The organism is Shewanella sp. 125m-7, from assembly GCF_052977045.1.
The window spans coordinates 18793-28820 of sequence record NZ_JBRILQ010000051.1 but is presented as its reverse complement, the minus strand read 5'-3'; the positions used below and the strand labels follow the sequence as shown (position 1 = coordinate 28820).

The 10028-nt window shown below is 37.1% G+C and carries 9 protein-coding genes and 1 pseudogene; all 10 read right to left on the bottom strand.

From position 1 onward, the window contains the following. Positions 1 to 425: 425 nt before the first annotated feature. The 10 genes and pseudogenes from rfbB to ACVBIL_RS18255 all read right to left on the bottom strand — a co-directional run bounded on the left by rfbB (position 426) and on the right by ACVBIL_RS18255 (position 10017). Positions 426 to 1472 (bottom strand): dTDP-glucose 4,6-dehydratase, encoded by a 1047-nt coding sequence (gene rfbB / locus ACVBIL_RS18300; protein ID WP_447168390.1) that lies wholly within the window; start codon positions 1470 to 1472, stop codon positions 426 to 428. Between the two features lie 317 nt (positions 1473 to 1789). Continuing rightward, positions 1790 to 2695 carry a glucose-1-phosphate thymidylyltransferase RfbA gene (rfbA, locus tag ACVBIL_RS18295; RefSeq protein ID WP_447168389.1) on the bottom strand — a complete coding sequence of 302 codons (906 nt, stop codon included), beginning with the start codon at positions 2693 to 2695 and terminating at the stop codon, positions 1790 to 1792. An 80-nt stretch (positions 2696 to 2775) separates the two neighbouring features. Further along, positions 2776 to 3822 carry a UDP-N-acetylglucosamine--undecaprenyl-phosphate N-acetylglucosaminephosphotransferase gene (gene wecA, locus ACVBIL_RS18290; protein WP_447168388.1) on the bottom strand — a complete coding sequence of 349 codons (1047 nt, stop codon included), beginning with the start codon at positions 3820 to 3822 and terminating at the stop codon, positions 2776 to 2778. Positions 3823 to 4302: 480 nt separating this feature from the next. Continuing rightward, positions 4303 to 4822, bottom strand: a pseudogene (locus ACVBIL_RS18285) (transposase); the annotation flags it as partial. 110 nt (positions 4823 to 4932) lie between these two features. After that, positions 4933 to 5655, bottom strand: coding sequence for a WecB/TagA/CpsF family glycosyltransferase (locus ACVBIL_RS18280; RefSeq protein WP_447168387.1), 723 nt, complete (start codon positions 5653 to 5655; stop codon positions 4933 to 4935). Further along, positions 5637 to 6833, bottom strand: coding sequence for a glycosyltransferase (locus ACVBIL_RS18275; protein ID WP_447168386.1), 1197 nt, complete (start codon positions 6831 to 6833; stop codon positions 5637 to 5639). The genes ACVBIL_RS18280 and ACVBIL_RS18275 overlap by 19 nt, the downstream gene beginning before the upstream one ends. Beyond that, entirely contained in the window at positions 6811 to 7239 is a 429-nt protein-coding gene (locus tag ACVBIL_RS18270) for an acyltransferase (protein WP_447168385.1), read from the bottom strand. Before ACVBIL_RS18270 ends, ACVBIL_RS18275 begins: the two co-directional genes overlap by 23 nt. Then, positions 7211 to 8467 carry a hypothetical protein gene (locus tag ACVBIL_RS18265; protein WP_447168384.1) on the bottom strand — a complete coding sequence of 419 codons (1257 nt, stop codon included), beginning with the start codon at positions 8465 to 8467 and terminating at the stop codon, positions 7211 to 7213. Before ACVBIL_RS18265 ends, ACVBIL_RS18270 begins: the two co-directional genes overlap by 29 nt. After that, positions 8460 to 9566 (bottom strand): glycosyltransferase, encoded by a 1107-nt coding sequence (locus tag ACVBIL_RS18260; RefSeq protein ID WP_447168383.1) that lies wholly within the window; start codon positions 9564 to 9566, stop codon positions 8460 to 8462. Before ACVBIL_RS18260 ends, ACVBIL_RS18265 begins: the two co-directional genes overlap by 8 nt. Further along, the gene (locus ACVBIL_RS18255) at positions 9550 to 10017 is read right to left on the bottom strand and encodes an acyltransferase (RefSeq protein ID WP_447168382.1); all 468 of its coding nucleotides are present in this window, start codon (positions 10015 to 10017) and stop codon (positions 9550 to 9552) included. The genes ACVBIL_RS18260 and ACVBIL_RS18255 overlap by 17 nt, the downstream gene beginning before the upstream one ends. Positions 10018 to 10028: the final 11 nt, after the last annotated feature.

Here is a 10028-nt window from a genome sequence, read left to right as displayed (position 1 = left end):
TCTACGCACTTCTCCGTGTCCTCCGTGAAAGCGCAGCGCTTCGTGGTGAGAATACTCTTCATGCTGTAATCAAAAGCTAAAGCTATTCACCACAAAGGACACGGAGCGCTACGCGACACGAAGAAAAGCAACATCAAGACCAACTAAAAATCGCGCTAATCTTTTGCTCTACGCACTTCTCCGTGTACTTCGTGAAAGCGCAGCGTTCCGTCAGTGAGCCTGCGAACGTTCCGTATACCGTAATCAGCTTTAAGATTGTATAGAATCTAGCAGGAGCAAAGCGACGCTCTCGCAGTCACGAAGTGACATCCTAGAAGCGCAGCGCTCTTCTTCGCTTTTTAAACCGTCAGCGCAGCGTTCTGTAAGTGAGCTTGCGAACGTTCCGTATACCGTAATCCGCTTTCCCGTCTCAGCCTTTATCGACTTTAAACCATCTTAGCTTTTCCCGCCGCCTTCACCATCTGAGCTTGTATCGCTTTTCTCAATCCAGATTCAAAAGACTCCGTCGGCTTCCAACCTAACTCGCTTTGGATCTTACTCGAATCAATTGCGTAACGAACATCATGACCGGGTCTATCTTCAACATAAGTAATGAGCCCTTTAAATCCCTCAGCATTACAACTCCCCATTAATGAATTAGGGTTTTCAGGGGCTAACTCCTCTAGAAGCTCACAAATCAGGTTAACGACATCAATATTACGTTTTTCACAGCTGCCGCCAATGTTATAGGTTTCGCCCATTTCGCCTTCTGTTAAAACCGTATAAAGCGCGCTAACATGATCCTCCACGTATAACCAATCACGCACCTGCTGCCCATTACCGTATATTGGAATAGTCTTACCGGCTAATGCATTACATATCGTTTGCGGAATGAGTTTTTCGTGATGCTGAAAAGAACCGTAGTTATTAGAGCAATTGGTCACAACAATAGGCAAACCATAGGTTCTATGCCACGCCCGAACCAAATGATCTGATGCCGCTTTGCTAGCAGAATAAGGCGAACTAGGATCATACCTAGTTTGTTCGGTAAATAACTCACCGTCAGCTAAGTCACCAAACACCTCATCGGTAGATACATGATGAAACCGAAACGCACACTTTTTATCTTCTTTGAGTGAAGCATAGTATGCACGACTAGCTTCAAGAAGAGTGTATGTGCCAATAATATTGGTTTGCATAAATTCTGCAGGACCATCAATAGAACGGTCTACGTGGCTCTCAGCAGCTAAGTGAATAATGGCATCAGGTTGATACTGTATAAGTAATTTGTCTATTAACGCCCTATCACAAATGTCACCTTGCACAAACGCATAGCGATTCGATAATTCAACGTCAGCTAAAGACTCCGAATTACTGGCATAAGTTAATTTATCGAGATTAACCACAACACTATTGGTGTACTTAATTAGAAAGCGAACCAAAGCAGAACCAATAAACCCAGCACCACCAGTGATCAAGATGACCTTATCCATTTACTACCAACCAAAAATAAGATTAAACAATAAATCAAAATTGACGGCATAAGCGATAACCTACAGCATCGTTGTAGGTTGGGCTTTAGCCCATCAAAACATAGAACAAAAACTGACGGCATAAATACCGACCTACATTCAAAGACGGTCCTAGGTTTGAGGTTCTAGGATCTTGTTTCTAACCGTCAGCGCAGCATTCCGTAAGTGAGCCTGCGAACGTTCCGCAATCCGTAAACTCACAAGCTGTTCCTTAAACCTAGAACCTGCTTTTCCTAGAACCTAGGACCTTCTCTGCTTTTACCTAGAACCTTCTTTGCTTATTCAATTAAAGACAGTAAATACTGCCCATAGCTATTACTCAACATAGGTTGTGCAAGACGCTGAATATCATTATCACTTAACCAGCCGCTTCGCCAGCCAATCTCTTCTAAACAAGCGATTTTCAACCCTTGCACAGTTTCAATGGTTTGTACAAAAGAAGAGGCTTGCTGCAAACTATCAAACGTGCCGGTATCTAACCATGCAAAACCGCGCCCAAGTCTTTCTACCTGTAATTCTCCCAGCTTTAAGTAAGCTTGGTTAATATCGGTGATCTCTAACTCTTGCCGAGCAGACGGGCTTAGACTCTTAGCAATACTCACTACTCTATTATCGTAAAAATAAAGCCCAGTTACCGCCCAATTAGACTTGGGCTGAGTTGGCTTTTCCTCAATAGATACAGCTTTAAATAAATGATCAAACTCTACTACACCAAAGCGCTCGGCTTGCTGCACCTGATACGCAAAAATAGTAGCGCCAGATTGCTTATTAGCCGCTGTGGTTAAAGACTCACTAAATCCTTGGCCATAAAACACATTATCACCAAGGATCAAACAAACATTATCATCGCCAATAAAATCCTCTGCAATCACAAATGCCTGAGCAATACCTTCTGGCCTTGTTTGAACGGCAAAAGACAAACGAATTCCGAAATCAGTACCATCACCGAGCAAACGTTGAAATAACATTAACTCTTCAGCAGTCGTGATAACCAAAACATCTCGGATACCAGCTAACATTAAAACCGATAACGGATAATAGATCATCGGTTTATCGTAAACAGGGAGTAACTGTTTAGACACACCTCGCGTGATAGGATAAAGCCGTGAACCAGCGCCACCAGCTAACACTATGCCTTTGGTAATAGCTTGGTCATTCGTGGTACTTTTAGCGGTACTATTCAAGATAATCATCCACAATTTAATACTCTAAAACAAGAAAATCCCCAAATAGGGGATTTTCAAAATAGTGCATAACGCCGAGTTTAGCCGTTACGCCTAATCCAAGTTAAGATCTGCCATACATGAGATAACGCCCAGTTATATGCCGCAAAAATAACTAAAAAACCTAGAAACATAACGACTTCTGGAACGTCAAATATCTCGCCTAAAATACCAATAGTTGCAAGTATTGCTGACAACAATGTAATGCGAGCTAAAGTTTGTTTTCGGCTATAACCCGCACGCTCAAATATATGATGTAGATGATCTCTATCAGGTTTAAAAGGAGAGTGCCCCTTTTTAACTCTACGATACATGATTGCCGCCATATCCATTAAAGGGATAGCAATTAAGTAAAGAGCTGTAACTGGTGAGAACGCAGGATTAACTGATTCAGTCCCAATGACTAACAACCAAACAACCGTTAACCCTATTAGCATACTGCCTGCATCACCCATAAAAACCTTTTCTAGTGAGGCAAATGGCCAGCGTAAATTAAAAAATAGGTAAGCAGAAATTGCAGCAATGAATACTATAGGTAGGATTACCCATGGATTAACTGATTGGTAGAAAAGAAATGCTAGCGCAGAAAAAGTTACAATACTCAGCATCCCTGCGAGACCATCTATACCGTCTACCATATTGAATGCATTGATACAGCCTATAACAGCTAATACGGTAACCAATACACCTAAGTAACCTAGTTTAAACTCGAAGAAATAAAAGATATGCCCTAGTGAAGTTAAATAAGATTCAGCACCAAAAATCAGGATTGACGCAGTTATCACCTGAGCCAGAATTCGTAAGCGTACCGAGAGATCGTAACGATCATCAAGTACCCCGATAAACAAAAGCAACGCGGCGGAGATAAGGTAAAGGTTTAAGGTTCTGCTATACTCAATAAAAACCGTCGAAGCTAGCAATACGCTGAAGAATATGCCTATCCCACCAATTAATGGCACAGCGCCATCATGAACTTTACGAGCATTGGGTAGGTCGACTAATCCCACCTTGGCAGCGTAGGGAGCTGTAAACTTAATCGCGATAAAGCTCAATAAAAATGCCATGATGAATGGCTCGATTAAACTCATTTTATTATCCTTAAGTACGAGTAAAAGCGGTAATCACTCAATTTGATGGCCAAGTTTACAACTAATCTATCAATTATAACAGCTATCAAAATATCGAAATGAACTTACGCCTACCGACTACAAATGACTCTTGTTATTAATTCTGAAGCGATTTGCTTTCCAAAATAAGTACGGCTAGCAGGCTATGATTTTAGAGAAGTAACTGGAACCTTTACTTTTCTCTTAATAAAGCCGGTTATTTTCAAGATATGCGCTATCACGTAAAAATAGACTACAAATACAACTAAAAAGGCAATTAACATAACGGCTTAATTAACATTATTTAGCTCCGACCAAATACCAACTCCGGCCATAATACTTGCCGCTTAACAAATAACCAATAGCGAACCGCGAGAAGATAAACCGATATGATGCAAGAGCCCTCTTTCAGGTTAAAAGGCGATACCACCTGCTCCGCACTTCCATAATTCACCGCCATATTCAAGTAATGCCGATCACTTTAATTTGTAATTTCTCATAACTGACTTGGTGTCAAATCACCAAGTGTGTGTACAAACGTTCATGGTTGTAATAGTGAATATATTTTTCAACATCACGCTTCATGGAAGCGAGCATTAAATGCACCACATTTAAAAGCTACTCATGCTTCAAACTGCCAAGAAATATCTCTACAATGGCATAGTCTAAACAGGCTCCTACACTACTCATCGAAGAGGTAAACCCACGAGTCTTTAATAGGAAACCGTTTATAGGTGTCTTGGGAGCCTCTATCACTAGTAAACAGGACCTCACTCTTAGGCTTGCGTAATGTTATCGCCATTTGTGATACGTGCTCGGCTAAGCTCTCTGTCATCCGTTTTGATAAGGCCCAACCCACTATGCACCTAGAATGTAAACCCATTACATTCGCTAGATACATTCAACCCTGCTTCGTTCGTAAATAAGTCACAAAACCAGCCCAAACCTGATTAATTTACTCAGGATTGAACTGATAGGTCAACTTCTACATAAACATAAAAATAAACATAAACATAAACATAAACATAAACAACCATAACTGACAAATTAACTTTGCACCAAGTTAACCCACATCTAGAACATACTAAATACTCAGCGATTTAACAGGTACCTGAAAATAAAAACTGGATAATCTTTAAATAAACGCTGCCTTACATGTGAATGCATGTAAGCTCGTTGTAACCAGCGAAGTCCAAACTTTTTAATTAATGGATGATAATAATCACCTTTAATCGCTGTCTGAGAAATAAATCCACCACAAGTAAAGGTAAGACGAATATTTTTGACTTTCTCATTGCAAAACACAGAAAACTCTTCCTGCAATGGCGTCCCCATACCAACAATTAGTACATCTACTTCACTAGAGTTTATCTCATGGCTGACTTGAGCAAACTCGTCAGTTGAGAAGTAGCCATCCCTTTTGTAAACAACATTCAAGCGAGGGTGAATCACTTTTAAATTAATAATTGCCGATTCAATTTCAAGACATGCTCCCCCAACAACAGCAACGTTCAATGTATTCCTTTCACAAAAATCAAATACTATTCCGGCTAATGAGGAGAAGTCAAAGCTAGCTCGAGTAATTTTGTTATCCCTTCGAAAAATATTACTAAAAAAACATAATAATGCCCCATCACTAAACCAATAATCTACTTTTTGAACTAGGCGATTGTTTGATGAAATAAATGTATATGAAAAAGGATTTACGAAACTGACAATTTTCCCGGAACCGCCTTGGTGCTCCAAAATACTATAAATATCATCAGCACTTTTAAATTTATTTTCAAGATTACAATTTATATATTTTTTAGCCACAACCTATCTCCATTCCTCTTATCAAGAAAACTTAAACAACCACCTACTTTCTTTCCGCTTTTCTCAAAACAAAACAAGGCACTTATTAGATTTTCAGAAACTTCAGAATATTTAGTGTCATCTTGATAAAGATAACCTAGCTCTAACTCTTGAACAGATGCTAGTTTAATTGAGTAGTCAATCAGACTAAGCGAAGATAAAATTTCTCTAGGTCCAGAAGTGCAATCGATAGATACAACTGGAGTACCTACAATTAAACTTTCAGCAATTACATTAGGGAACCCTTCGAACTTAGAGTGCAACACTAAAGCGTCACATTGCGATATCAAGTTATGTGGGTTAGCTAGATGTCCATGCAAACAAAAGATATCTTGACCGTCATCTTTAAACTTATCGATTAAATCGTAAACGAGTCCTTTTTGAGGACCATCTCCGATTATATTTAGCACTACGTCAACCTCACTTCTTCTAGCATATTCGGCAAAGCTTTTTATTAAAGAAAGAATATTTTTCTGTTCCGCTAACCTACCTGAAAATACAAAATTAAGCTTTTTCGAATCAATTTTAAATCCACTTTCCTGATCAGATTTAAACCTCAACAATTCAATATCATAAGAGTTATACTTCACATTAATCAACGTCGGATTGACATTGAAATTTGAGATTAAATCCTGTTTTATTGCAGTGCTATTTACAACAATCCTATCAGAAAGGTTGTAAACCGGCCCTATTATTAACGTTGCAAGTTTCAACAAAAACTTACTTCGAGTACCATATTGTCCTGTCAAATAATTCCTGACATTTAATATGACACTTAAATTCATTCCTCTGGAGGCTATTACACTTAAGACATTACTCCATTCAAGGAAGGAAACTAGCTTGTCTGGCTGTTTGTTAGCAATAATACGCCGAAGAGAGCGAACCTTGAGCAATAACCCTATCGTTCGCCCAAAAAAACCTAGTTTTAACTTTGGACCGTCGATGAAATTATAGCTAAACCCCAACGCCTTCATCTTATTTATGTTGTGACAGTTAGCTTGTTTCAGTGACAGTATAGTAACATTGTATTCTTCTTTGAAAAGTTCTGCTACGCTCAGCATTTGCCGCTCAGCCCCCCCCCCCTCTAATTTATCAATAACAAATAATATTTGTTTTTCATTCTTTGATGATTTTTCCATAACGCTCAGTATTTATACCTTCTTTAAGCACTTTACAAGGATTCCCTGCCGCTAAACTATTACTCTCGATGTTTTTTGTTACAATCGATCCAGCGCCAATCACAACATGATCACCAATATGAACCCCTGGCATAATAACACTTTTCACGCCAATAAAAGAATTATTGCCAATTACTGTTTTAGCTTTCATGTCACGGCTATAATCATGAGTAAGTATAATTACGTCATCAGCAATTTGAGTATAGTTTCCAATGGTTATTAATCTTGGTGCTACAGGGTCTAATTTAGCGCCTAGACTTACGCGCGCAGTTCTTGCTATATTAACGCCCTTAGCTTTAAAATAAACATACCTAAAGTACAAAACTTTTTCTCTTAACTTATGTTTTAGCTTCGACAAATAAAGCATTACTTCTCCTAATAGTGTTTTTACGTGATATATAAGCAACCAAGGCCCAAAATGAAAAGAAAAAATAAGACGATTTATTTGCATCAAGAGGCGACGCCCCTAACTGATATATAAATAAAGAGACAACATAGCAGTAAAAACAAAGCGCTAATGCAATTGTGTGCGTTTCTTTACTCGCTAACGCTCTAACAATATAAACAATTGATATATAAAATAAAAAACAATTAAACAAAAGCAATGCAAACAACCCTACCATTCCATAGTCTTGCAAATAACTAAAGTAAGCATTTTCAATGATAATCCCTTCATTACTAATTCCAAACAAAAACTGCAATATCAATTCGTCCTCAAAAATGTGCGTCAATGTACCTATTTGACGAATTCTGCCGGCTGTTGAAGGGTCTACCTGGCCTTTACTCAATGTTTCAAAAAAACTTATAAAAACTGTTAACTTATCTGCATTTGCTATTATAACAAAAACCATCAACACAAAAGCAAGAAACAATAGTAAACTAAAAAAACGTCTCCCTTGAATATTTAACTTATACATCAACATAAAAAACATCAAACTGGTAAACACGAATGCTAAATATGACGCTTTAGACTGACTAAGTAACACAACAAACATCACTAAAACAGCAAAAACAAAGTAGACAATACGCTTTTCATTTGAAAATAAAAATAGATAATAAAAAACAAAAGGACATACAACGAAAGAAAAAATATAACTCCACACAAATGGTCCACCTAGATTTATGCCACGAAAGTCAAATCCACTTCTAGGTGTTATAATCGAGACGCATTGATAACAAACAAGCTGAATAACTAAAAATACAAAACATGAAACGATAAAAAAACTTATCAACCAAACTGCATTTTTTGACTCAAAGCCAATACTAATACAGATATTATATGTAAAAAGGAAAACCAACAAATAAAACCCATATCTCAAATGCTTAACAAAATCGGAAAGTTCTACATGTAAAACTTTAAAAACAAACCCCGATAGAATCAAAGCTAAAACAACAAACAAAACAGAGCATTCTAATTTAGGGGTTGACAACTTCCCTGACGTTTTAAGATAAAAATGGACTACAATTAAAATGAGTAGATAAGTAGCGAAAAAAAACTGTTGTCCAATTGAATTTGAACTGGTAAATAGGTATGTTGGAAAAAAAGCAATAGTGATCCAAAGCCCATACATAATTAACATTGATTTACTATTCATTTAAAGCTTCTATATATCTATCAGCAATTTTTTCAATAGAAAAATCATTAGAACGCTCAATACGACGTTGACATAAATCTAGGTTGTTATATTTTATCTGAGCAATTACTTTTTCTGAAAAAATAAGTGGATCGAATGCACAAACACTGGCTATTTCCTTATCGGAAAAAATATAATTAGCGCCCCCTTTCGAACTTGTTGTAACTATTGGAATACCAGCTGATAACGCTTCGATATATACATTCCCAAAACCTTCCCAGAATGATGACAGTACAAAACAATGGTATTTCCCGTACAAGCTATCAAGGTTACAAGCAAAACCCATAAAATTAACTAATTCTTCAACGTCCTTATCTCTTGCATATTCTTTCAGCTTCTCTAACTCAGAACCAGTTCCATAAACATCTAAACTAACCTTGAAACCTTCATTTAAAATCGAAATGACATCGATTAAAAATGAGATATTTTTTTGTTTTTCCAATCTACCTACGGATATTAATCTAATAATATTGCCATCGAAAACTTTAGGCTCTTGCGGCATAACTTGCTTTTTGAAACTAACCACAGGATTGCCGATTATAGATATTTTGCACGAAGGTACATTCAAAGACATAGAGATATCTTTTGCAGTATCAGGTGAGTTTGCAATAACTTTGTCGCAAAACCTATATAAAAAGCGACGTAATAATATTTTTATAAACATAAATGAGTTATGTGTCTGATTAAAACCATTTATTGTATTAGCCTCTCTAGCTACATACTTTAATTTTGGTGCAATACCCAACTTGCTGAGTAAAGCCAACAGGCCACATATGATATTTGGCATATCAAGAGTAGACATTAACACTTTCGGCCTTATATTTCGCAATAAAGCAATAATGCTAAATAAAGAAAAAAGCATTTTTTTATTATTTAGTGCCAATAATTCAACGTTTTTATCTAAAATATTTTTATAAGGCCCGTCTGAGTTATTAACAATAATAAATACCCTCTCTCCCCTAACAACTAATTCATTTGCTAAGTTAGTTATTACTTTTTCAGCGCCTCCGCCATAGAAATTCTGCATCAAAAATACATACGGTTCACTTGATTTGTTCATTAGTTCCACACTCAATGGCATTAGCTTCAAAATCATCAAATGACTTTATAATTCGTGCAGGACAGCCTAACGCTACACTGTTAGCGTTTATGGAACGACTAACAATACTTCCAGCGCCGATAACAACATTATCACCAATGCTTACACCTGGAAGTATGATACTATTAACACCTATAAATACGTTACTACCTATCTTTATGGGTTTGTAGCTGTATTTTCTCTTCCCATCTTTATCTTTCACTAAGCAATAAGATCCATCATGAGTTAAAAACTCCACACCTCTTGCAACAGTTACATTATCCCCAATTGTTATCATGTTAGGTTCTGTCCCCCAGTAACTAATGTAGATCCTACAATCAGTTCCGATATTTACACCCTTCATTCTTGCAAGTTTTACATACCCCATAAAAACTCTAACAAACGTATCAAAACATATATTTTTAAAGCTCATAAATATCCGCA

Bases quoted from the DNA above. Each gene is read 5' to 3' on its own strand.
- rfbB (WP_447168390.1), bottom strand. From the start codon at position 1,472: ATGGATAAGGTCATCTTGATCACTGGTGGTGCTGGGTTTATTGGTTCT.
- wecA (WP_447168388.1), bottom strand. From the start codon at position 3,822: ATGAGTTTAATCGAGCCATTCATCATGGCATTTTTATTGAGCTTTATC.
- ACVBIL_RS18275 (WP_447168386.1), bottom strand. From the start codon at position 6,833: ATGGAAAAATCATCAAAGAATGAAAAACAAATATTATTTGTTATTGAT.
- ACVBIL_RS18270 (WP_447168385.1), bottom strand. From the start codon at position 7,239: ATGCTTTATTTGTCGAAGCTAAAACATAAGTTAAGAGAAAAAGTTTTG.
- ACVBIL_RS18265 (WP_447168384.1), bottom strand. From the start codon at position 8,467: ATGAATAGTAAATCAATGTTAATTATGTATGGGCTTTGGATCACTATT.
- ACVBIL_RS18260 (WP_447168383.1), bottom strand. From the start codon at position 9,566: ATGAACAAATCAAGTGAACCGTATGTATTTTTGATGCAGAATTTCTAT.
- ACVBIL_RS18255 (WP_447168382.1), bottom strand. From the start codon at position 10,017: ATGAGCTTTAAAAATATATGTTTTGATACGTTTGTTAGAGTTTTTATG.